This window comes from Enterobacter sp. ECC-249, assembly GCF_043965265.1.
GTDB classification, from domain to species: domain Bacteria; phylum Pseudomonadota; class Gammaproteobacteria; order Enterobacterales; family Enterobacteriaceae; genus Enterobacter; species Enterobacter quasiroggenkampii.
This window is the reverse complement of the sequence record NZ_CP143660.1, coordinates 2,578,707-2,599,548: the sequence shown is the minus strand read 5'-3', so window position 1 is coordinate 2,599,548 and position 20,842 is coordinate 2,578,707. Positions and strand designations below refer to the sequence as shown.

The 20,842-nt window shown below is 56.7% G+C and carries 21 protein-coding genes; 15 read left to right on the top strand and 6 right to left on the bottom strand.

Annotated features, from left to right (window positions below; all coding sequences use genetic code 11):
* The first annotated feature begins 114 nt into the window (after positions 1 to 114).
* The 9 genes from puuD to V1587_RS12495 all read left to right on the top strand — a co-directional run bounded on the left by puuD (position 115) and on the right by V1587_RS12495 (position 9,764).
* Positions 115 to 879 (top strand): gamma-glutamyl-gamma-aminobutyrate hydrolase, encoded by a 765-nt coding sequence (gene puuD / locus V1587_RS12535; protein WP_371897573.1) that lies wholly within the window; start codon positions 115 to 117, stop codon positions 877 to 879.
* Between the two features lie 25 nt (positions 880 to 904).
* Positions 905 to 1,462 carry an HTH-type transcriptional regulator PuuR gene (puuR, locus tag V1587_RS12530; protein WP_008502454.1) on the top strand — a complete coding sequence of 186 codons (558 nt, stop codon included), beginning with the start codon at positions 905 to 907 and terminating at the stop codon, positions 1,460 to 1,462.
* Positions 1,463 to 1,619: 157 nt separating this feature from the next.
* The gene (puuC, locus tag V1587_RS12525; protein ID WP_371897574.1) at positions 1,620 to 3,113 is read left to right on the top strand and encodes an aldehyde dehydrogenase PuuC; all 1,494 of its coding nucleotides are present in this window, start codon (positions 1,620 to 1,622) and stop codon (positions 3,111 to 3,113) included.
* A complete protein-coding gene (locus tag V1587_RS12520) occupies positions 3,110 to 4,390 on the top strand; it encodes an NAD(P)/FAD-dependent oxidoreductase (RefSeq protein WP_371897575.1) in 1,281 nt (426 codons plus the stop codon). Before puuC ends, V1587_RS12520 begins: the two co-directional genes overlap by 4 nt.
* A gap of 25 nt (positions 4,391 to 4,415) precedes the next feature.
* Positions 4,416 to 5,687, top strand: coding sequence for a 4-aminobutyrate transaminase (gene puuE, locus V1587_RS12515; protein ID WP_371897576.1), 1,272 nt, complete (start codon positions 4,416 to 4,418; stop codon positions 5,685 to 5,687).
* A gap of 150 nt (positions 5,688 to 5,837) precedes the next feature.
* Positions 5,838 to 7,325, top strand: coding sequence for a carboxypeptidase M32 (locus V1587_RS12510; RefSeq protein ID WP_371897577.1), 1,488 nt, complete (start codon positions 5,838 to 5,840; stop codon positions 7,323 to 7,325).
* 156 nt (positions 7,326 to 7,481) lie between these two features.
* Positions 7,482 to 8,021, top strand: a complete 540-nt coding sequence (locus tag V1587_RS12505) for a thioredoxin fold domain-containing protein (protein ID WP_371897578.1) — start codon at positions 7,482 to 7,484, stop codon at positions 8,019 to 8,021.
* 174 nt (positions 8,022 to 8,195) lie between these two features.
* Positions 8,196 to 8,663, top strand: a complete 468-nt coding sequence (gene asr, locus V1587_RS12500) for an acid resistance repetitive basic protein Asr (RefSeq protein WP_371897579.1) — start codon at positions 8,196 to 8,198, stop codon at positions 8,661 to 8,663.
* A 279-nt stretch (positions 8,664 to 8,942) separates the two neighbouring features.
* The gene (locus V1587_RS12495) at positions 8,943 to 9,764 is read left to right on the top strand and encodes a serine protease (protein WP_371897580.1); all 822 of its coding nucleotides are present in this window, start codon (positions 8,943 to 8,945) and stop codon (positions 9,762 to 9,764) included.
* A gap of 1 nt (position 9,765) precedes the next feature.
* Here V1587_RS12495 and V1587_RS12490 read toward each other — a convergent pair whose 3' ends face one another.
* The 3 genes from V1587_RS12490 to mdtJ form a co-directional block, all read right to left on the bottom strand.
* Complete coding sequence (locus V1587_RS12490) at positions 9,766 to 11,928, bottom strand: EAL domain-containing protein (RefSeq protein WP_395314347.1); 2,163 nt, start codon at positions 11,926 to 11,928, stop codon at positions 9,766 to 9,768.
* 84 nt (positions 11,929 to 12,012) lie between these two features.
* The gene (gene mdtI, locus V1587_RS12485) at positions 12,013 to 12,342 is read right to left on the bottom strand and encodes a multidrug/spermidine efflux SMR transporter subunit MdtI (RefSeq protein ID WP_008502462.1); all 330 of its coding nucleotides are present in this window, start codon (positions 12,340 to 12,342) and stop codon (positions 12,013 to 12,015) included.
* Complete coding sequence (gene mdtJ / locus V1587_RS12480; protein WP_371897582.1) at positions 12,329 to 12,691, bottom strand: multidrug/spermidine efflux SMR transporter subunit MdtJ; 363 nt, start codon at positions 12,689 to 12,691, stop codon at positions 12,329 to 12,331. The genes mdtI and mdtJ overlap by 14 nt, the downstream gene beginning before the upstream one ends.
* 421 nt (positions 12,692 to 13,112) lie before the next feature.
* Between mdtJ and V1587_RS12475 the strand changes: the two genes are divergently transcribed.
* Entirely contained in the window at positions 13,113 to 14,147 is a 1,035-nt protein-coding gene (locus V1587_RS12475; protein ID WP_104948717.1) for an AI-2E family transporter, read from the top strand.
* 3 nt (positions 14,148 to 14,150) lie between these two features.
* Here V1587_RS12475 and V1587_RS12470 read toward each other — a convergent pair whose 3' ends face one another.
* Together V1587_RS12470 and V1587_RS12465 are read right to left on the bottom strand one after the other, a co-directional pair.
* Positions 14,151 to 15,098, bottom strand: a complete 948-nt coding sequence (locus V1587_RS12470; RefSeq protein WP_371897583.1) for a zinc-dependent alcohol dehydrogenase family protein — start codon at positions 15,096 to 15,098, stop codon at positions 14,151 to 14,153.
* A gap of 25 nt (positions 15,099 to 15,123) precedes the next feature.
* On the bottom strand, positions 15,124 to 16,149 hold the full coding sequence (locus V1587_RS12465; protein WP_032651088.1) for an LLM class flavin-dependent oxidoreductase: 1,026 nt from the start codon (positions 16,147 to 16,149) through the stop codon (positions 15,124 to 15,126).
* A 196-nt stretch (positions 16,150 to 16,345) separates the two neighbouring features.
* Here V1587_RS12465 and V1587_RS12460 point away from each other — a divergent pair, with 196 nt between their 5' ends.
* The 3 genes from V1587_RS12460 to V1587_RS12450 all read left to right on the top strand — a co-directional run bounded on the left by V1587_RS12460 (position 16,346) and on the right by V1587_RS12450 (position 17,985).
* Complete coding sequence (locus V1587_RS12460) at positions 16,346 to 17,239, top strand: PhzF family phenazine biosynthesis protein (RefSeq protein ID WP_196346222.1); 894 nt, start codon at positions 16,346 to 16,348, stop codon at positions 17,237 to 17,239.
* A gap of 76 nt (positions 17,240 to 17,315) precedes the next feature.
* Positions 17,316 to 17,663 (top strand): HNH nuclease YajD, encoded by a 348-nt coding sequence (gene yajD / locus V1587_RS12455; protein ID WP_371897584.1) that lies wholly within the window; start codon positions 17,316 to 17,318, stop codon positions 17,661 to 17,663.
* 52 nt (positions 17,664 to 17,715) lie between these two features.
* Positions 17,716 to 17,985 (top strand): hypothetical protein, encoded by a 270-nt coding sequence (locus V1587_RS12450; protein WP_371897586.1) that lies wholly within the window; start codon positions 17,716 to 17,718, stop codon positions 17,983 to 17,985.
* A gap of 12 nt (positions 17,986 to 17,997) precedes the next feature.
* Here the strand turns inward: V1587_RS12450 and V1587_RS12445 are convergent, their stop codons facing one another.
* Positions 17,998 to 18,783, bottom strand: coding sequence for a MipA/OmpV family protein (locus tag V1587_RS12445; RefSeq protein ID WP_371897587.1), 786 nt, complete (start codon positions 18,781 to 18,783; stop codon positions 17,998 to 18,000).
* 124 nt (positions 18,784 to 18,907) lie between these two features.
* On the opposite strand from V1587_RS12445, the gene V1587_RS12440 reads away from it, so the two are divergent.
* Together V1587_RS12440 and V1587_RS12435 are read left to right on the top strand one after the other, a co-directional pair.
* Positions 18,908 to 19,603, top strand: a complete 696-nt coding sequence (locus V1587_RS12440) for a response regulator (RefSeq protein ID WP_371897588.1) — start codon at positions 18,908 to 18,910, stop codon at positions 19,601 to 19,603.
* Positions 19,600 to 20,796, top strand: coding sequence for a sensor histidine kinase (locus V1587_RS12435; protein WP_371897589.1), 1,197 nt, complete (start codon positions 19,600 to 19,602; stop codon positions 20,794 to 20,796). The genes V1587_RS12440 and V1587_RS12435 overlap by 4 nt, the downstream gene beginning before the upstream one ends.
* The last annotated feature ends 46 nt before the right edge of the window (positions 20,797 to 20,842 follow it).

The following is a 20,842-nucleotide window of genomic DNA, read 5'->3' as shown; positions in this document are numbered from 1 at the left end:
TTAAATTAAGTTTGCAAAAGGCAGATCCCGTTGCTAGATTGAGAAAATATTGAACGAAAAGGCCGTTTCAGAGGTGAGAATGGCCTAAATTTAGTCCACTTTGTGAGGGCGATCATGGAAAATATAATGAACAAGCCAGTTATTGGCGTGGTGATGTGTAGAAACAGGCTTAAGGGTCATGAGACCCAAACCCTGCAAGAAAAATACCTGAATGCCGTTATTAACGCGGGGGGCTTACCTATCGCCTTACCGCATGCGCTGGCAGAGCCAGAGTTAATGACCGCTCTGCTGCCAATCCTGGACGGGATTTACCTGCCGGGCAGCCCAAGTAACGTGCAGCCGCACCTTTATGGTGAAAACGGCGATGAGCCTAACGCCGATCCCGGGCGAGATCTTCTGAGTATGGCGCTGATTGCCGCCGCGCTCGAAAGGCGCATCCCCATTTTCGCCATCTGCCGGGGGCTGCAGGAACTGGTTGTTGCGACGGGAGGAACGCTGTATCGCCGCCTGTTCGAGCAGAACGACCTGCTTGAACACCGGGAGGATGCTGAACTGCCGGTTGAGCTACAATACGCCCCTTCTCATGAAGTTCAGGTTCAGGAAGGAGGACTGCTGTCTCAATTAATACCAGGCTGTAACAAATTTTGGGTAAACTCGTTACACGGGCAAGGCGCACGAACGTTAGGACCACGGCTCCGCGTGGAGGCCCGCTCGACGGACGGACTGGTCGAAGCGGTTAGCGTTCATGACCATCCTTTTGCCCTCGGCGTGCAATGGCACCCCGAATGGAACAGCAGCGAGTACGCCCTGTCACGCATGTTGTTTGAAGGTTTTATCACCGCCTGTCAAAGCCACGTTGCCGAGAAGCAACGGCTTTGACCACTATCGTAAAGGAAATGCAACTATGAGCGATGACGGACTGGCGCCAGGGAAACGTCTGTCAGAGATCCGCCAGCAGCTGGGTCTCTCGCAGCGGCGTGCCGCCGAACTGTCTGGGTTAACACACAGTGCCATCAGCACCATTGAGCAGGATAAAGTTAGTCCTGCCATCAGTACGCTGCAAAAGCTGCTGAAAGTCTATGGGCTGTCGCTCTCGGAATTCTTTTCGGAACCGGAAAAACCTGATGAACCGCAGGTGGTTATTAATCAGGAAGACCTTATCGAAATAGGCAGTCAGGGGGTTTCGATGAAGCTGGTTCATAACGGAAATCCGAACCGTACGCTGGCGATGATTTTTGAAACTTACCAGCCTGGGACCACGACCGGAGAGAGGATCAAACATCAGGGTGAGGAGATCGGTACGATACTGGAAGGTGAAATATTGCTGACCATTAATGGCCAGCAATATCACCTGGTTGCGGGGCAGAGCTATGCCATCAATACCGGCATACCGCACAGCTTCAGTAACACCTCGGCAGGCATCTGCCGCATTATCAGCGCCCACACCCCCACCACGTTCTAATTACCACTCGGTCCCGGCGTAAGCACGCTTACGCCGGGACACATAAAAACGATCGATGTCGGCATTTAACGGGTTAATTCCCGGGATGCCCCACGGCTTCGTATTGCCTGAAACGGCCATGCCTTTATTTATCTGATTGCGAAAGAAAGGAGTGAATATGCATTTTAAGCACCTGACTTACTGGCAGGATAAAGCAAAAAACAGCGCCATTGAGGCCCGGTTATTTATTAACGGTGCCTATTGTGACGCCGCCGATAATTCCATGTTTGAAACCGTCAATCCCGCTACCCGGCAGACGCTGGCGAACGTGGCCCGGGGCAAGCAGGCGGACGTGGACCGCGCGGTTCATGCCGCGCGTGAGGTATTTGAGCGCGGTGACTGGTCGCAGGCGTCTCCGGCGCAGCGCAAGGCCGTGCTAAATACGCTCGCCGATTTGATGGAACGCCATAGTGAAGAGCTGGCCTTACTGGAAACGCTGGACACCGGTAAACCCATCCGCCACAGCCTGCGCGACGATATTCCCGGCGCGGCGCGCGCCATTCGCTGGTACGCCGAAGCGGCGGATAAAGTCTATGGCGAAGTGGCGCCTACGGGTCCGGGCGAGCTGGCGATGATCGTGCGCGAGCCCATCGGGGTTGTCGCGGCCATCGTACCCTGGAACTTCCCGCTGCTGCTGGCCTGCTGGAAGCTGGGCCCGGCGCTGATCGCGGGCAATAGCGTGATATTGAAACCGTCGGAGAAATCACCGCTCACCGCCCTGCGGCTGGCCGGGCTGGCGAAAGAAGCGGGCCTGCCGGACGGCGTGCTGAATGTGATAAGCGGCTATGGCCACGAAGCGGGCCAGGCGCTGGCACTGCATCCGGAGGTCGAGGTGCTGACGTTTACCGGCTCTACCCGTACCGGCAAGCAGCTGTTGAAGGACGCGGGTGATAGCAACATGAAGCGCGTCTGGCTGGAAGCAGGCGGCAAGAGCGCCAACATTATCTTTGCCGACTGTACTGACCTGGACAAGGCCGTGAGCGCGACCGCCGCCGGGATTTTTTATAACCAGGGACAAGTCTGTATCGCCGGTACCCGCCTGCTGCTCGAAGACAGCATCGCCGATGACTTCCTGGAAAAGCTAAAAGCGCAGGCTCGTCACTGGCAGCCGGGCGATCCGCTCGACCCCGACAGCACGATGGGCATGCTCATCGACGCTGCGCACGCCGATACCGTCCACACGTTTATTCGCGAAGGAACCCGGAAAGGCACGCTGCTGCTGGACGGGCGGGAACAATCATGGCCTTCCGCAGTCGGTCCAACCATTTTTGTCGACATCGAGCCCGACTCCCCGCTGTGCCGGGAAGAGATTTTCGGTCCGGTGCTGGTCGTCACCCGTTTTAAAACCGAAGAGGAAGCCTTAGCGCTGGCCAACGACAGTGAATACGGGCTTGGCGCGGCGGTATGGACCCGCGATCTCTCCCGCGCGCACCGCATGAGCCGCCGTCTGAAGGCCGGCTCGGTCTTCGTCAATAACTATAACGACGGTGATATGACCGTTCCCTTTGGCGGCTATAAGCAGAGCGGCAACGGTCGCGATAAGTCCCTGCACGCGCTGGAAAAATTTACCGAACTGAAAACCATCTGGATTGCCCTGGAGCCTCAATCATGACCGAACATACCACCAGCTACTACGCGGCCAGCGCTAACGCTTATGAACCCTTCCCGACGCTTAACGAGTCCATCAGCTGTGACGTGTGCGTGGTGGGCGGCGGCTATACCGGCCTCTCCTCCGCGCTGCATCTCGCCGAAATGGGCTACGACGTGGTGCTCCTTGAAGGGGCGCGCATCGGCTTCGGCGCCAGCGGACGCAACGGCGGCCAGCTGGTTAACTCCTACAGCCGCGATATCGACGTGATCGAGAAAAACTACGGTCCCGATGCCGCCAGAATGCTCGGGAGCATGATGTTTGAAGGCGGGGATATCATTCGGGAGCGTATCCAGCGCTATCAGATCCAGTGCGACTATCGTCCCGGCGGGCTGTTTGTGGCGTTAAACCATAAGCAGATGGAGACGCTGGAGGAGCAAAAGGCGAACTGGGAACGCTACGGCAATACGCAGCTGGAGCTGCTGGACGCCAGCGCCATCCGCCGGGAAGTCGACAGCGAGCGCTATATCGGCGCGCTGCTGGACCGCAGCGGGGGGCATATTCATCCGCTGAACCTGGCGATCGGCGAAGCGGACGCCATTCGCCTGAACGGCGGGCGGGTGTATGAACAGTCCCCGGTGACCGCCATTCAGCACACCAGCCCGGCCGTGGTGAGCACGCAGCATGGTCAGGTGACGGCCCGCTACGTGATTGTCGCCGGGAATGCCTATCTGGGCGATAAGATAGAACCTGAACTGGCAAAACGCAGCATGCCCTGCGGCACCCAGGTGGTGACCACCGCCCCGCTGCCGGAAGAGGTCGTCCGCACGCTGATCCCCAACAACTACTGCGTGGAAGATTGCAACTACCTGCTGGATTACTACCGTCTCACCGCCGACAACCGCCTGCTGTACGGTGGTGGTGTAGTCTATGGCGCGCGCGATCCGGACGATGTCGAGCGCCTGGTGATGCCAAAGCTGCTGCAAACCTTCCCTCAGCTGGCAGGCGTCAAAATCGACTACCGCTGGACGGGCAACTTCCTGCTGACCCTGTCGCGTATGCCGCAGTTTGGTCGTCTGGATAAAAACATCTATTACATGCAGGGCTACAGCGGCCACGGCGTGACCTGCACCCACCTGGCCGGACGGCTGATCTCGGAACTATTGCGCGGTGACGCTGAGCGCTTTGACGCGTTTGCCAAACTCCCGCACTACCCCTTCCCGGGCGGTCGCAGCCTGCGGATTCCATTCACGGCGATGGGCGCGGCGTATTACAGCCTGCGCGATCGTCTTGGCGTATGATCGTTTCGACAAAAGGGTATCTGACATGAGTAACCAGGAATTTCATCAGCGCAGACTTTCTGCCACCCCGCGCGGCGTAGGCGTAATGTGTGATTTCTTTGCCCGCACGGCGGAGAATGCCACGCTTACCGACGTGGAAGGCAACGACTACATTGATTTCGCCGCCGGGATCGCGGTACTGAATACCGGCCATCGTCATCCTGAACTGGTGGCCGCAGTGGAAAAACAGCTTCACCAGTTCACCCACACGGCCTATCAGATTGTGCCGTATGAAAGCTACGTTTCATTAGCCGAAAAGCTTAACGAGCTGGCCCCGGTGCAGAGCCCGGCCAAGACGGCGTTCTTCACAACGGGCGCGGAAGCGGTGGAAAATGCCATTAAAATCGCCCGGGCCCACACCGGCAGACCGGGTGTGATCGCCTTCGGGGGAGGCTTTCACGGCCGAACCTATATGACCATGGCGTTAACCGGCAAGGTCGCGCCTTACAAGCTGGGATTTGGCCCCTTCCCGGGGTCGGTTTACCACGTGCCGTATCCCTCCGAGCTGCACGGCATCACGACGCAGGATGCCATCACGGCGATAGAACGCCTGTTCAAAGCGGATATTGAGGCGAAACAGGTAGCGGCGATTATTTTTGAACCCATTCAGGGTGAAGGCGGATTCAACGTCGCCCCGCCAGAGCTGGTGGCCGCCATCCGCCGTATCTGTGATGAGCACGGGATCGTGATGATTGCCGACGAGGTGCAGAGCGGCTTCGCCCGAACGGGTAAACTGTTTGCCATGGAACACTACGCGGACAAACCTGACCTGATGACGATGGCTAAAAGCCTGGCAGGCGGAATGCCGCTGTCCGGCGTGGTGGGCCGCGCCGAAATCATGGACGCGCCGGCTCCCGGCGGTCTGGGCGGGACCTATGCAGGCAACCCGCTTGCGGTGGCCGCCGCGCACGCGGTGCTGAAGATTATCGACAACGAGTCGCTTTGCTCGCGCGCCCGTCAGCTGGGCGATCGACTGAAAGCCACGCTGGAGGAGATTCAGGGCAGCTTCCCTGCGCTCGTGGCGATAAGAGGAAGAGGATCGATGATTGCGGCGGAGTTTTTTGATCCCGAAAGCCGCGCGCCTTCGGCCGCCATCGCGCAGGCGATCCAGCAAAAGGCGCTCGCCCGGGGCCTGCTGTTATTGATCTGCGGCCAGTACGGCAACGTGATCCGCTTCCTCTATCCGCTGACCATCCCGGATGCCCAGTTCACTCAGGCGCTGGCGATCCTGCAACAGGTTATGCGTGATAAGGACTAAGTGCCCACCGAAAACCGTCTCCCGGAATGCCGGGGACGGTTTCAACGGAGGAAATCGACACGGATTTCCTCCGCGTGGGAAATGTTGGGGAATTTGGTCGGTTTCATTGTATGCTCCCTGAAACACATCCCCGGCATGAGGAAATAAGAATTGCAAAAAATATCAGCCTATCAGTCACTTGTGAAAACCTTCCAGCGCCTCTCCCGCTTCTCGCACCTCTCCTCCATCGCCAGCTGGGACATGTTCACCATGATGCCGCCGGGCGGCAGCGCCGCGCGGGGTGAAGCACTCGCGGAGATGAGCGTCCTGCAACACCAGATCCTGACCGATAAAAAAGTCGGCGACCTGTTAGCGACGGCGGCAGGTGAAGATCTGAATGATGTCGAACAGGCCAACCTGCGCGAAATGACGCGCCACTACCAGCAGGCCACCCTGCTGCCGGAGTCGCTGGTGGAAGCGAAATCCCTGGCAGGCAGCAGGTGTGAACACGCCTGGCGTACTCAGCGCCCCGCCAACGACTGGCAGGGTTTTTCCGCCAACCTGAAAGAGGTGGTCAAACTCAGCCGCGAAGAGGCTCGCCTGCGGGCGGAAGCCAAAGGCTGTACGCCGTACGACGCGCTGCTGGACATTTTTGAACCCGACATGACCAGCGCGCGTCTGGACGTTCTGTTCGGCGATATGAAGTCCTGGCTACCGGACCTGCTGGCAAACGTGGTGGAAAAACAGGCTCAACGGTCGTTTATTCCCCCGCAGGGTCCCTTCCCGACGGCAACCCAGCGTGATCTGGGCCTGGAAGCCATGAAGATGCTTGGCTTCGATTTTAACGGCGGTCGCCTTGACGTGAGCGCGCACCCGTTCTGCGGCGGCGTCCCGGAAGACGTGCGCATTACCACGCGCTATGACGAGGATGAACTGCTCAGCGCGCTGTTTGGCGTGATCCACGAAACCGGACACGCCCGCTACGAACAGAACCTGCCGCGCGCGTGGGCAGGACAGCCGATTGCCCTGGCGCGCTCAACCGCGATCCATGAGTCACAGAGCCTGTTCTTTGAAATGCAGCTGGGACGCAGTGAAGCCTTCCTCAGGCATCTTCTCCCTGCGGTACACGCCCGATTTGGCAGCCAGGCGGCGTTTAGCGAAGAGAACTTCATTGCCTGGAACCAGCGCGTCAAACCTGGCTATATCCGCGTCGATGCGGACGAAGTGAGCTACCCGGCACACGTGGTGCTGCGCTATGAGATTGAGCGTGCGCTGATTAACGGCGAGATCGAAGTGGACGACATTCCCGCCCTGTGGGACGAGAAAATGCAGGCCTGGCTCGGGTTATCCACCAAAGACAACTACCGCAACGGCTGTATGCAGGATATTCACTGGACCGACGGCGGTTTTGGTTACTTCCCGTCATATACGCTTGGCGCTATGTACGCCGCGCAGCTGTTCCATGCCGCCAGAACCGCACTGCCAGGTCTGCAGGCCTCCATCGCTGAAGGCGATTTTTCCGCACTCTTTGAGTGGCTGCGTCAGAACATCTGGCAGCACGGAAGCCGCTTCAGCACGTCGCAATTAATCACCCAGGCGACGGGCGAAGATCTGAATATCCGTTACTTCCGCGAACATCTGACTTCCCGCTATCTTTAATCCCTCTGCCGGAGCCTGCTCCGGCACTCTTCTCATCCTTTTTAATAAGAATATGATTTAGCACATATTGCCATGATTGCGCCGGGTGTATGAATGCGTGTCCTTCCGACACAATTAGACTGCTATCAGGCCAGGATTAAAAAAATAAAGGGATCAATGATGAAAGGCATAATGAAAACGATGTTAGCGATTCTGTGTGCGACCAGTTTAAGTACTTTCGCAGCCACGGATAATACCCCGCAAGACGCGTTCAACGATATTACCCGCTCTCTTGCAGACCTCCAGCCCATCACGTTCCAGGCTCCCGCTGAAAAATATAAGCTGCTGGTGTTTATTGATAATCAGTGCATTTACTGCAGCAATGTAGTGAAAAACGTTAAGCAATATACGGATGCCGGCTTGACGATGTCTTTTCTGACCGTTGCGCCCAACGCCATTCGCGACTCGGTAATTGAAGATATGGGGCGCGTCTGGTGTTCAACCGATAAGATCAAAAGCCTGCAACAAGCGATGGCGGGATTTTTACCGAATAACGACACCACGACAGCGTGCTCCGATTTGATCGCGCGGCAATCTGCACTGGCAGAACGTTTGGGCATTAGCATCACCCCGGTAATGGTGGTTATTGAGCCTGAATCGCGGTCGATTATAGGCAGTCAGTCTCCGGCGGCTATTCTGGCCACACTGAAAAGATAACAAAGACCCGTACGAGCAGCGGCGTTTGGCCTGTTCGTACACTTTTCTCCCCTCTGTACATTCCGTTACACGCCGATACCAATCACTCACGGAAACCTCGAATTTACAGGGATATAGTTATTTCAACGGCCCCGCAGTGGGGTTAAATGAAAAACCAAATTCGAGGGTATGAGAATGAATAAAGTATTAGCTCTGGTTGTTGCCGCTGCTATGGGTCTGTCTTCTGCTGCATTTGCTGCTGACACTACCGCAACTGCTGCACCAGCTGCCGCACCTGCTGCAACCACCACCGCTGCGCCAGCAAAAGCGGTTCACCATAAGAAACATCACAAAGCTGCAGCGAAAAAAGAAGCCGCTGCACCAGCAACCGCAGCACCAACCGAGCAGAAAGCTCAGGCTGCCAAAAAGCACCACAAAAAAGCCGCTAAACCGGCTGTAGAGCAGAAAGCACAGGCCGCTAAAAAGCACCACCACAAAAAAGCCGCTAAACCGGCTGTAGAGCAGAAAGCACAGGCCGCTAAAAAGCACCACAAAAAAGCGACCAAACCGGCTGTAGAACAGAAAGCTCAGGCTGCTAAAAAGCATCACAAAAAAGCAGTAAAACACGAAGCTGCTAAACCAGCTGCACAGCCAGCTGCGTAAGAGTACAAGCTTAACCGTGCCCTTCGGGGCACGTTGGTAAACCGGCGCTGAACCGGACAGGTTCCGCGCCGTTTTTTTATATCCGGAGGGCGTATGCTGCGACGCTATCGGTTTGAGCTGATTCTGATCCTGCTTATTTTATGCGCGCTCATCGCAAGCCATTTTTATCTTTCCTGATTGTAGCACGCTGATTTTACTCCCACTTTAGCGCTGTCCCGTCTATAGTATTTTCATAGGGTTCACTTTTAATAATCATAATTACCCCCACCAGAGTGTGATATGCGTAAATCTGTTGTGTTGTTACTGGGAACGTTTGGTCTTTTTTCTGGATTCTCACATGCGGATGATGGCGGTGATGACACCATTAGCGCGAAAGAGCTAAAGACGCTTTTTTTCGGTCATGACGATCGTACGCGCGTCGCCGATCCCACCCAGGCCCCCTGGGATGCTATAGGTCAACTGGAAACCGCCAGCGGTAACTTATGTACTGCGACGTTGATCACCCCTCAGCTTGCCCTGACGGCAGGCCACTGCTTGTTAACGCCGCCAAACGGCAAGCCGGATAAAGCGGTGGCCCTGCGGTTTGTGTCGCAAAAAGGAACCTGGCGTTATGAAATTCACGGCATTGAAGGCCGGGTCGATCCGTCTCTCGGCAAACGCCTGAAACCGGATGGTGACGGCTGGATCGTGCCCCCGGCAGCCGCCTCATGGGACTTTGGCCTGATCGTTTTACGCTACCCGCCTTCCGGCATTACGCCGCTTCCGCTATTTGACGGCGACAAAGACGCGCTCACCGCCGCGCTAAAGGCCGCCGACCGAAAGGTGACTCAGTCAGGCTACCCTGTCGACCATCTGGATACGCTTTATACGCACTCCGACTGTATTGTGACGGGCTGGGCGCAAACCAGCGTACTCTCGCACCAGTGCGATACGTTGCCGGGTGACAGTGGCTCACCGCTGATGCTGAGAACAGATAACGGCTGGCAGTTGATTGGTGTCCAGAGCTCTGCACCGGCAGCCAAAGACCGCTGGCGTGCAGATAACCGGGCCTTGTCCGTGACCGGTTTTCGCGACAAGCTGGAAGCGCTGGCGCAGCAGTAAATCAGCAGCGTCTGACCTTACGTAACGCTCTTATTGACTCAATCGGCATCGGCTGGCTGAACCAAAAACCCTGCAGTTGATCGCAGCCGGCCAGCCGCAGCAGTTTCATTTGCTTCTCGGTTTCCACCCCTTCTGCCACCACCGCCATGCCCAGCGCATTGGCGATCCGCACCGTGCCGCTCACCAGCGCGGCCGCCTGTTCATCGTGGTACACCAGCCCGGCCAGGGATTTATCGATCTTGATAGTGTCGAAGTTAAAACGCCGCAAATAGCCAATGCTGGAATAGCCGGTACCAAAATCATCCAGCGCCACCGCGGTCCCCAACGCTTTAAGATTGGCTATCGCCATGCGGGCACGCTCCGGGTTTTCCAGCACATAGGACTCCGTGACCTCAAGCTGCAGTCGTTGGGCCGGGAAACGGGTGGTCTCCAGCACGCTGGCCACTTTGTCTTCGAAGGCGGGATCGCGAAACTGCGCGGGGGAGATATTAACGGAGAGCTTTAAGTCGCCGTACGGCTGCAGATCCTGGCAGGCCCGCTGCAACACAAACTGGCCCAGCTTGTAAATCAGACCGCTGGTCTCCGCGATGGTGATAAAAATATCCGGCCCAAGCGGCCCGTCCGGGCGACGCGGCCAGCGGACCAGCGCCTCGACGCTGATCATTGTCTGGCTGTGGGCGTGAATAATCGGCTGATACCAGACATCAAACTCATCGCGTTCCAGACCGTCACGAATCTGATTTTCGATCGCCAGCTTGCGTTCCCGGACGTTGTTCAGCTCCGCGTCGTAGTGGGTAATACGCCCTTTCCCGCTCATTTTGGCATGGTACATGGCAATATCGGCGCGGCGAAACAGCTCGGAGCTGGTGCATTCAATCAGGGTTCCGCTGGCGATACCGATACTGGCCCCGATATGGATCGTGCGTTCCCCCAGCTGAATCGGGGTAGTGAGAAAATCCAGCACCGAAACGGCAAAGGCGGTGGCCTGCGCCTCTGCATCATCACCGCCGATGGTCATCGCAAACTCATCCCCGCCCATACGCGCCAGCATTCCCCCCGGCGGCACGCGTTCACTCAGCGTTTTCGCAATCGCCACGATGAGATCGTCTCCCACGCTGTGGCCGTAGATATCATTCACGTCTTTAAAACCATCCAGATCGATAAACACCACGCTTTTGACGTCGGTATCCCCGCGCAAACTCACCCGATCCAGCGCTTCGATGAGCGCTCGTCGGTTCGGCAGATGGCTTAGCCAGTCCGTTCTCGCCACCAGACGCGCCTGGCTTTCTCCTCGCGCAAGCTTGTACAGCCCCACGCTGCTCACCAGAATAAAGAGCAGGATCAGGGCCGATGCCAGCACAACAATCTGCGTGATATCAGAGGATGCCGCGCGGGCGGCCTGCGCCCCCGGAAGCCGCGCCTGCCAGTTAAGATAGCCCAACAGCTCCCCTGCCGAACTGCGTAGCGGCATACTCAGTTCGTTAATTTTTTCCGGCGTAAAGTGAAGATTATCGATCTGAAAGGTCGCCCCCAGGTCGGACAAGATTCTGGCGTTCAGATGTCGGGTGATCACCAGATAGCGGCGCGTTTCGTCGGTCACCTGTAATCTTCCGACCATCGGGCGAATCAGCCCAATACCCACAAAGGCGACGCCGCTTCGCGTTTTGCTGATCCCGGCATAGATATTTTTATCGCGTGATAGGGCGCGCGCGTGCTGAGCAATAAGGGCTTTAAGCCCCTTACCGAAAAAATCGAGGTTGGTCTCCCGAAATGGCTGACTTTGATACGATCCCCAGATGACAATGAAATGCTCATCAAGCACGAAGGTGCCATCATAGAGGTTGTTGATTTTAAAGCCTGCGCCCCAGGTGTTATACAGCCAGTCGGTATCGAGCGTGGGACGGTAGACCTCCCGCACCGCATCGTCCCAGACGGCGTTATCCAGCACCAGCGAGGAGACGCGGTTAACCGATGTCTGAATGGCACCCTGTACGGAAAGCGCCGTGCGGTGTTCATCAATTTCATTGGTTTTGGTGCTGATAAGATGCAGGGAAAGATAGAGGAGTGCGACGACGGAGATGATTAAGCCGATGCCCGCCATAAAGACCATGGCAAACAACGTTCTCGCGGTGGGAATATTGCGCCAGCTTAACGTGCGATACATCAGCCATCCTCTTCAAGGTTTTGCTTTTCTAAGCGTAATACAGGCAGCGAATTTCGCTGCCTGTAAAGGATGGCTTTATGAACGTCAGGCAAGTTTTATCATGATCATACCTGCAAGCAGCAGGATGAGTCCCATCCAGCCCTTGTTGTTTAAACGCTGACCGAAGAGCACCCAGCCTGCGGCCAGCGTGGCGGCGATACCAAAACCGCCCCACAGCGCATAGGCCACCGAAAGATCGATCCCTTTTACCGCCTGGGACAGCGCGCTGAACGCCCCCAGTACCGCGGCAATCGACATCAGGCCGTAGAGTTTACGGCGAAAACCATCGGAGAATTTCAGCAGTACGTTCGCCAGAATTTCCAGCACGATGGCGAACCCCAGCCAGGCAGCATGAACCCACTCAAACTGTTGCATGGTTCTGCTCCTTCTGCACTTTAGACGGCTTACGGGTACCTGATTTAATCAGCACAATACCCGCGACCAGCGTCGTTAACCCGACGACCTTCATTGTTGTTAATGTTTCGTCAAATATCAGCACGCTGAACAGCGTAATCAACAAAATACCAATCCCTTCCCACAGTGCATACGCGACGCCCAGCGCAATTTTTTTCACCGCAAACGAGAGGAAAATATAAGAAAGCGAAATCATTACCAGCATCAAAATAAAACCGGTGTTGCCATCGCTGACGCTTGCCCATTTCATAGACAGCGTGCCGGTAATTTCAGCGATGATAGCCAGCGCTAATAGGATCCAGTAAAACATGTTTTTCTCCTGCTTGAGAATATAATCCATCATGGCCCGCTGCGTGCAGCAAACCAAAAAATACAAATTGAAATCAGATAGCTAAGCGCTTAGCGCCAGCTCAGGCAGAAGAAATGACTATAGTGCGGTGCGCCAGTGTTGCTCACCAGAAAGCAGGCAGAAAGAGGTGGAGTATACAGCAGTATTGTTTGAAGAGTACGTCCTGAACATATTGTCCATAAAATTACAATTATCCGCGTTGTTGCTTCTCGTCTTTGCGGATGAAAATTGTCCTCGGTAGTTAAACACACCAAATTTGTACCATAAGCCAGGATTTTACTCAAAGTCTTTGCAATTCTTTACCCATCCCGTTTGATTTTGGTTAGTTTATTGCAATGCCTTTCACCTTTATTATAAATATAAAGAAAATTTCGGAGTCACCATGGCTAAACCCATCATTACCCTGAACGGGTTAAAAATTGTCATCATGCTGGGCATGCTGGTGATCATACTGACGGGCGTGCGCTTCGCCGCCGACATTATTGTGCCCTTTATTCTGGCCCTGTTTATTGCGGTGATCCTCAACCCGCTGGTGCAGCGCATGACGCGGCTACGCATTCCGCGCGTGCTGGCCATCACGCTGCTTATCAGCATCATTATCGTGGCGATGGTACTGCTGGTGGCTTATCTGGGTACCTCGCTCAATGAACTGGCGCGAACGCTGCCGAAATACCGCTCTTCGCTGGCAATACCGCTGCTGCAGCTGGAGCCCTGGCTGCAGCGTGCGGGTATCGAAGTCTCGGTTGAAGAACTGCTGAAATATATCGACCCCAATGCGGCGATGACGATCGTCACCAGCCTGCTGGCGCAGCTTTCCAATGCCATGACCTCCATTTTCCTGCTGTTCTTAACGGTGGTGTTCATGCTGCTGGAGGTGCCGCAGCTTCCTGCAAAGCTGCAGCAGATAATGGTCCGTCCGGTTGAAGGAATGGGGGCGATTCAGCGCGCGCTGGACAGCGTCTCCCGCTATCTGGTGCTGAAAACCGCCATTAGCCTGGTGACGGGCGTTGTCGTCTGGGTGATGCTTCTGGCGCTGGACGTTCGCTTTGCTTTCGTCTGGGGGTTACTGGCGTTTGCGCTTAACTACATTCCCAACATCGGCTCCGTGCTGGCGGCGATCCCCCCTATCCTTCAGGTGCTGGTTTTCAGCGGGCTTTATGACGCGCTGATCCTGCTGGCCGGATATCTGGTCATCAACCTGGTGTTCGGTAACATTCTTGAGCCACGCATGATGGGTCGAGGGCTGGGACTGTCCACGCTGGTGGTCTTTTTGTCCCTGATATTCTGGGGCTGGCTGCTCGGGCCGGTTGGGATGCTGCTCTCCGTCCCGCTCACCATCATCGTCAAGATTGGCCTGGAGCAGACGGCGGGCGGGCAAAGCATCGCCGTGCTGCTGAGCGATATGAGCCATAAATAGCCGTCATTCCGCCATCGACAGGAGGGGCTTGCGGGTCCTTCCACCTTCACGATAAGCGTTGAGCGCCTTCTGCCAATCCGCCAGCGGGTACACCTTAACATCGCTGTACTCACTGTCGGGCAACGTCAGCCAGATGCGATCGAACTCCGCGCGCCACGCCTCAGCGCCGAGCGCATCCAGACCGTTTCGGATATGGAACCACGCCACGCGCGGCACGGGCCGCCGCTGTGTGAAAGTTTGCCCGGACAGCAGCCCGTAGCAGACAAACATGCCCTGCTCAGGCATGACGCTGAGGATCGCTTCCGCAAGCGGCCCGCCGGTGGCATCGTAGACGATATCGCTACGGGCGGCGACGGTGCCGATTCTGTTTGCGTCATGCTGCGCGACGGGCGTGATGCCCATCGCTTCCAGCCGTTCAGCATGCACGGCAGAACGGTGAATCCCGTACACCGCTTCCGCCCCCGCCTGACGCGCCCACTGCCCCAGCAGAATGGCGCAATCCGATCCGGCAGCCGTGAGCAAGACCCGCTTTCCACGAGGCGGGTAGCGGGTCAGCATCATCTGCGCCGCCAGCGGGTTGATATAGGCCCGTGCGGCCAGGCGCGAGTCGACAGTGTCCGGAACGGATATCGCATACTCTGCCGGGCAATCCACATAGCGCTGCCAGGTGCCCTGACCGCGCAGCGGCAGGACGCACTTACCCAGCAGATGCGCAAACGAGGCGGGCGCCTCGGTGACAACCCCGACACCTTCATACCCCGCTACCGCCGGTAACGGGGTTCTGTGGCGATAGGCGCCGGTGATGGGGATAAGATCGGACGCGTTGACCGGAGAAAACAGCATCCGCACGCGGAGCTGTCCCGGCGCAAGCGCGCCCGGCGGCGCGGTTTCAGGTTGCAGAACAGATTCTGGCTCGCCAAACCGGCGATACCAGAGGGCCAGATTTTCCATTACGATCTCAAGGCTGATAGCGGAACTACTCGCGCCAGCCCATTGCCGGTGCGACATGTTTGAGAATAGACTCAATCACGTGCGCATTATAATCCACACCCAGCTGGTTCGGCACGGTCAGTAAGAGCGTGTCCGCCTCGGCAATCGCCTCGTCCTTTTTCAGCTGTTCAACCAGCTTGTCCGGCTCCGCGGCATAACTGCGCCCGAAGATGGCGCGCGTCTTCTCGTCAAGATAACCCACGCTATCGCTGTCGTTGCGGCTGGCACCGAAGTACATCCGGTCACGGTCGTCCATCAGCGCAAAAATACTGCGGCTAACCGACACGCGCGGCTCGCGCGTATGCCCAGCCTCTTTCCAGGCCTGACGGTACGCGCGGATCTGTTTTGCCTGCTGGATATGGAACGGCTCACCGGTTTCATCGTCCTTCAGGGTTGAACTTTGCAGGTTCATGCCCAGTTTTGCTGCCCACACGGCCGTCGCATTGGAACCGGCGCCCCACCAGATACGCTCGCGCAGCCCTTCTGAATAAGGCTCCAGGCGCAGCAGCCCCGGCGGATTCGGGAACATTGGCTGCGGGTTCGGTTTGGCAAACCCTTCCCCACGCAGCACCTCAAGCAGCACCTCGGTATGACGACGCGCCATATCCGATTCGTTTTCCCCTTCCTGCGGGACATAGCCGAAATGACGCCAGCCATCAATGACCTGCTCCGGGGAGCCGCGGCTGATGCCCAACTGCAGGCGACCGCCGGAAATCAGGTCCGCCGCGCCCGCATCTTCAGCCATGTACATCGGATTTTCATAGCGCATATCGATTACGCCGGTGCCGATTTCGATGGTCTTCGTTTTTGCACCAATGGCGGCCAGCAGTGGGAACGGCGAGCTAAGCTGTCGCGCGAAGTGATGCACGCGGAAATAGGCGCCGTCTGCCCCCAGCTCTTCAGCCGCCACGGCTAAATCGATGGACTGCAGCAGCGTGTCTGCCGCCGAGCGCGTGCCGGACTGCGGCGAAGGCGTCCAGTGACCAAAGGATAAAAACCCGATCTTTTTCATAACCATGTGTCCTGATAATGCATTGCGTTCTGTCCACTTTACGCATTACCCGGTAAGAATAAATGCCGTTTATTTAACGGAATGATTCAAATAAATTGATTGAAATAGTTTCATGTCCCTCAGGTAAAAACCCGTTGGTTATCCGTTTGAATTAACGTTACTACTATAGGTCGGGACCTTTCACACTGGATAAAAAATGAAAAGACGCTATGTTGTGGCGGATGTTTTTACTGACACGCCGTTTCTGGGGAATCCTGTTGCCGTCGTACTCGATGCGGAAGGCATGAGTAAAGCACAAATGCAGCAGGTCGCCGTTGAGTTTGGTTACAGCGAAACGACGTTTGTGCTGCCGCCAGACAACCCATCCAATACAGCACGCGTCCGAATTTTTACGCCCTCGCGCGAAATCCCCTTCGCCGGGCACCCGAATGTGGGTACCGCCTACGTGCTCGCTCATCACACTGCGATGAATCATCAGCACCTGCCTGATACACTGCACTTCGAGGAAATCGCTGGCCTGGTGCCCGTGCGCCTGCTGCGTGACAACGATACGGTGACTGGCGCAGAACTTCTGGTGCCAGAGGCACTCTCCTGCCGCTCTGAAGTTAGCCCGGAAAACGTGGCTGCCTGCTTGTCCCTGAACGCAGAAGATATCCGTACCGAGGTACATATGCCCGTCGTCGCGTCGGTGGGTCTGCCCTTCCTGATAGCCGAGCTGGCCTCTCGCGAGGCGCTCCGTCGATGCGTGCCCAATTTACAGGGTTTTCGTGCGACGTTACCGCTGGACGGTGCAGTTTCACTCTATGCCTATACCCTGGATTCAGATTCCGATGCGCCCTGCGATGTGCAAGCACGCATGTTTACGCCCCGAATGACGGAAGATCCTGCAACAGGCAGCGCGACCGCCGCTGTTACGGCGCTACTGGCATTACACCGCGATAAAACGACGCTTGACCTGACAGTCAGTCAGGGAGTCGATATGGGACGAGCAAGCGTACTGTTCACGGGATACGATGCCACCTCAGGAAAGGCGGTGGTTCGCGTCGGCGGAAAATGCGTAATTACGCTTGAAGGTACATTCTCACTCTAACGGAGGAAGCGTATATACATTTACAGTGCCTGATGAGATATATTGGCTCACTATTTTATGACAGGTAAAACCGGCAATGGCTTTGCTCCCCAAAAACTACGCGCGGCTGGAAAGCGGCTATCGCGAAAAAGCATTAAAAATCTATCCCTGGGTGTGTGGACGCTGCTCGCGCGAGTTTGTCTATTCCAATCTGCGTGAACTCACGGTTCACCATATCGATCATGACCATACCAACAACCCGGAAGATGGCAGCAACTGGGAGCTGTTGTGCCTGTTTTGCCACGATCACGAGCATTCGAAATACACCGAAGCAGATCAGTACGGCACCACCGTGGTGGCCGGGGAAGACGCGCAAAAAGACGTGGGCGTCGCCACGTTTAACCCGTTTGCCGATTTAAAAGCGATGATGGATAAAAAGAAATAATCGTTCACCGCCCATACCTGCCGTATGGGCGGCTCAGGAAAGGATAAAGGCCATGGACACCCTCCGCTTCTACTGGGATACGTTTTATACCGCCTACGGTTTACTTTTCACGAGAATACTTAGCCTCATACTTCTGGTCTGGCTGTGCCATGATATTCTGCGCCGCCCAGGGAAAAACGCTGCTGATGCCGCTGGCCCGATCGCTGAAGCCGATGCCCGAGAGCGGTATCAATGGCGTTTTCACCTGTGGTCATTGCGAACCGTACAACTCCTCTGCCTGCTCTCACTTTTCTGGATGCTTATTAAGGGGCTCTTTGCCTGATCCTTTCCCTGGTTAAAATGTCCAGGTGATAGCGGCGGTTGCAGACCCTTCATTGCGCCGCATTACGATCGGGCTGTCATTCGCACGATCGCTAAGCCAGGTATAGTCCGCGCTCAGGACCGTCCCCCAGTGGGTATCGAACTGATGGCTCCAGGTCAGGCTGGTGTCGACGCCATAAAATCCACCCGACGCTGAATAGCGGCGATAGGCGGTGCGGCGGCTCTGCTGCTCGCTGACCCCATACCACGTATTCAGATAACGGCTGTCGCCAAACAGGGCCGCAGACTGCAAGGCGATCGTGTCCTGGTTATTTTGTACCGGGATCAGCGTAACGGAGGCCTGATAGCTTGCCCCCTGACTGTCCGTTAACGGCAGCGTCGCTTTGCCTTCCATACTCAGCCATGGCTCGGCCTGCCAGCCGACGGCAAGGCCGGTATTCAGGGTGGCATCAATGTCCCCCATCCCTTTCAGATTGTTTGCCCCCTCACGCCAGCCAGAATTTTTCTCAGCCCTTCCGAAGTCATAGCCCAGCGTGTGTTCGAAATACCAACCGCTGTCGTTTTGTAGGTCATATCCCACCCCTTTTTGCGCATCAATAAAGAAAGCGCCTTTACGACCCTGCAGCACCGGAACCACCTGCCACACCTGCTTGTCTGAGCCTGAGTAACGCGGGGCATATTGTCCCCCCAGCCCGACGGTTAAGGAATCGGACGCGGAGGCGTCATCCGCCTGCGCGCCGGAGGTCACGACCATCAGAAGCGGGACGGACATATACAGGACTTTTTTTATCGCTATCATACTGCTCTCCTTACAGACGCTGGCGTCTCCTGAGACAGGGACAGCCACACAATGTTGGCGCAGTATGATTTGGCTGAATCAATGAATCGTCGGGATAGTGTTAAGAAATGGTCAAGGTGAACGGATGTTGTCCAGAAGAGTGCTGATTATTGAAGATGACGCCGATGCGGCTGGCGTGCTCGAAGCCTATTTACGGCGTGAAAATTACGACGTGACCATTACCGGGGACGGTCTTTCCGGCCTGGATATGGCGCAGCGGTGGAAGCCCGACCTCATTCTGCTGGACGTGATGCTGCCGGGACTTAACGGCACCGAGGTACTGGCTGGCCTGCGTCGTAAAAGCGATGTGCCGGTGATTATGGTTACGGCCATGGGGGATACTCCCGATCGCATTGGCGCCCTGCGCTACGGTGCCGATGATTACGTTGTGAAGCCTTATCATCCGGGCGAAGTGGTGGCGCGGGTGCAGGCGGTGCTGCGGCGCAGCAGTAAAAAAGAGACAGAGGAAAAGATACTTCGCTGGCAAACGCTGGCGGTGGATGTCGCCGCCATTGTGGCAAGCGTGGATAACGGCGACGACGCGCCCGTGATGCTCGATCTTACGCCAACGGAATTCTCGCTTCTGGCAACGCTGCTGCGTTCGCCTGCGCACCCGTTCTCCCGCCAGTATTTACTGGAACACTGTTTGCCGGAAAGCGAGGCGCTGGAGCGCGTGGTGGACACCCATATTTATAACCTGCGTAAAAAACTCGAAGCTGCGGGTATTTCCGGCGTGCTGATCAACGTTCGCGGCGTGGGTTACAGGTTCAGACAGCCATGATAAAAAACCGGCACTCCTCTCTGTGGCGCTGGATTTGCGCGCGCATCTTAGCGCTGGCTATCGGCAGCGTGATCGTTATTGCCACCTGCATGTGGCTACGTTATGCGGTCCAGAACTACTGGATCATGGGAAGGATGCCGTCGGCGGTCCGGCAGGAGTTTCTCACGCTCAGCCAGAATCCGCAGGCCAATCCGGCCCGCTTCCACGCGATTGTGGACACCTGGTGGGGCCTGAGCTATTCCACGCCGTCTATCGCCTCAGCCGACTGGGTCACGGTGGCCCTGCTGGTGCTGGTAATGATCCCGTTTATTGTGGTGATGGGGCTCAAACACGCCCGCCCGCTGGCGCTGCAGTTCAGCCGCCTTCGCGATGCGGCAAAGGATGTCGCCGAAGGGCAGTTTGGCCGTCAGGCGGAACTGATCAAGGATGCACCGGCGGAAATGGTCAGCTTTGCGACCGACTTTAACTCTATGACGGGACAACTTGCCCGCTACGAAAAAGAGCTCCGCGCCTCGCACGTCGCTATGGCGCACGAGCTGCGCTCGCCCCTGACGGCCGCCATCGGGCGTCTGCAGGGCATGTTAGACGGCGTGTTTGATGCCAGCCCGGCGCAGCTGGGAATGGTGATGAAACAGCTCCAGCACCTCAACCGCCTCACCGATGAGCTCCACCTTCTCTCCCTGGCCGATGCGGGTAACCTTGTGCTGGAAGACCAGCCGTTCTGCCTGGATGAGCTTGTTCAGGAGCGGGCTGCCTGGCTCATGCCCCAGGCAGATGCGCATCATTTCCGGATAACGCTGCGTAACCCGCGCAGTTGCCCCTTCAGAGGCGACGCGTTCCGTATGGGACAGGTCGTGACTATCCTCATGGAAAATGCGCTACGTTACGGGCGCGAGGGCGGACATCTTGAGGTGGCGCTGCACTACGCCAGCGGACGCTACGCTCTCGACTTTATCGATGACGGGCCGGGGGTGTCGCCCCAATTCTTACCGGAAATGTTTAAACGTTTTAGCCGCGAGGAGCAGTCCCGCGCGCGGCATTCAGGCGGCAGCGGCCTCGGATTGTCCATCGCCCGGGCGATTTGCCAGGCCCATGGGGGTGAAATTAGCGCGTCATTACCGGAAACGGGCGGCCTCGCCGTACGCATTTTATTGCCCTGGCATCCGTCCAATAATGAAAATTTCAGCTCTTGATAAAGCCTTGACACAACATCGAATCTTTCTCGACGTAGCGCGCATT

Bases quoted from the DNA above. Each gene is read 5' to 3' on its own strand.
- puuD (WP_371897573.1), top strand. From the start codon at position 115: ATGGAAAATATAATGAACAAGCCAGTTATTGGCGTGGTGATGTGTAGA.
- puuR (WP_008502454.1), top strand. From the start codon at position 905: ATGAGCGATGACGGACTGGCGCCAGGGAAACGTCTGTCAGAGATCCGC.
- puuC (WP_371897574.1), top strand. From the start codon at position 1,620: ATGCATTTTAAGCACCTGACTTACTGGCAGGATAAAGCAAAAAACAGC.
- V1587_RS12520 (WP_371897575.1), top strand. From the start codon at position 3,110: ATGACCGAACATACCACCAGCTACTACGCGGCCAGCGCTAACGCTTAT.
- puuE (WP_371897576.1), top strand. From the start codon at position 4,416: ATGAGTAACCAGGAATTTCATCAGCGCAGACTTTCTGCCACCCCGCGC.
- V1587_RS12505 (WP_371897578.1), top strand. From the start codon at position 7,482: ATGATGAAAGGCATAATGAAAACGATGTTAGCGATTCTGTGTGCGACC.
- asr (WP_371897579.1), top strand. From the start codon at position 8,196: ATGAATAAAGTATTAGCTCTGGTTGTTGCCGCTGCTATGGGTCTGTCT.
- V1587_RS12495 (WP_371897580.1), top strand. From the start codon at position 8,943: ATGCGTAAATCTGTTGTGTTGTTACTGGGAACGTTTGGTCTTTTTTCT.
- V1587_RS12490 (WP_395314347.1), bottom strand. From the start codon at position 11,928: ATGTATCGCACGTTAAGCTGGCGCAATATTCCCACCGCGAGAACGTTG.
- mdtI (WP_008502462.1), bottom strand. From the start codon at position 12,342: ATGCAACAGTTTGAGTGGGTTCATGCTGCCTGGCTGGGGTTCGCCATC.
- mdtJ (WP_371897582.1), bottom strand. From the start codon at position 12,691: ATGTTTTACTGGATCCTATTAGCGCTGGCTATCATCGCTGAAATTACC.
- V1587_RS12475 (WP_104948717.1), top strand. From the start codon at position 13,113: ATGGCTAAACCCATCATTACCCTGAACGGGTTAAAAATTGTCATCATG.
- V1587_RS12470 (WP_371897583.1), bottom strand. From the start codon at position 15,098: ATGGAAAATCTGGCCCTCTGGTATCGCCGGTTTGGCGAGCCAGAATCT.
- V1587_RS12465 (WP_032651088.1), bottom strand. From the start codon at position 16,149: ATGAAAAAGATCGGGTTTTTATCCTTTGGTCACTGGACGCCTTCGCCG.
- V1587_RS12460 (WP_196346222.1), top strand. From the start codon at position 16,346: ATGAAAAGACGCTATGTTGTGGCGGATGTTTTTACTGACACGCCGTTT.
- yajD (WP_371897584.1), top strand. From the start codon at position 17,316: ATGGCTTTGCTCCCCAAAAACTACGCGCGGCTGGAAAGCGGCTATCGC.
- V1587_RS12450 (WP_371897586.1), top strand. From the start codon at position 17,716: ATGGACACCCTCCGCTTCTACTGGGATACGTTTTATACCGCCTACGGT.
- V1587_RS12445 (WP_371897587.1), bottom strand. From the start codon at position 18,783: ATGATAGCGATAAAAAAAGTCCTGTATATGTCCGTCCCGCTTCTGATG.
- V1587_RS12440 (WP_371897588.1), top strand. From the start codon at position 18,908: ATGTTGTCCAGAAGAGTGCTGATTATTGAAGATGACGCCGATGCGGCT.
- V1587_RS12435 (WP_371897589.1), top strand. From the start codon at position 19,600: ATGATAAAAAACCGGCACTCCTCTCTGTGGCGCTGGATTTGCGCGCGC.